Source organism: Vallitalea sediminicola, from assembly GCF_054408565.1.
This window is the reverse complement of record NZ_BTPT01000339.1, coordinates 1-383: the sequence shown is the minus strand read 5'-3', so window position 1 is coordinate 383 and position 383 is coordinate 1. Positions and strand designations below refer to the sequence as shown.

At 44.1% G+C, this 383-nt stretch carries 1 protein-coding gene; it reads right to left on the bottom strand.

Going from position 1 to position 383, the window contains the following annotated elements; all coding sequences use genetic code 11:
* On the bottom strand, positions 1-347 hold a 347-nt coding region (locus ACX6CF_RS26980), incomplete at its 3' end, for an energy transducer TonB (protein ID WP_458788461.1).
* Between the last annotated feature and the right edge of the window lie 36 nt (positions 348-383).

The following is a 383-nucleotide window of genomic DNA, read 5'->3' as shown; positions in this document are numbered from 1 at the left end:
TCCATTGCAACACCATCAACAACACGTGGTTTGTATTTGAACTTAGCAACCGCATCAAGGGTAGCCCTATCAAATACTCCTTCTGGTTTTGCTTTCACTACCTTGGCTTGACTGACAGAGCCTGTTTTGGTCACGACAAACTCAACAATAACAAAACCTTCAATACCACGAGACTGGGCTCTACGTGGATAAATAGCGGCCACTTTAACAATCGGTAAATAATCACCATCACCACTATCTAGGCTTAAACCTCCTGATAATCCCATATCTGTTTGAATATCCTCTGCAAATCTACTTTTTACGGCGCTGGCATTAGGATTAGCTTGCTGCATCTGCGGTGCATTCATTGGCGGTGGTGGCTCTTTAGGCTTCGCTGGTTTTTG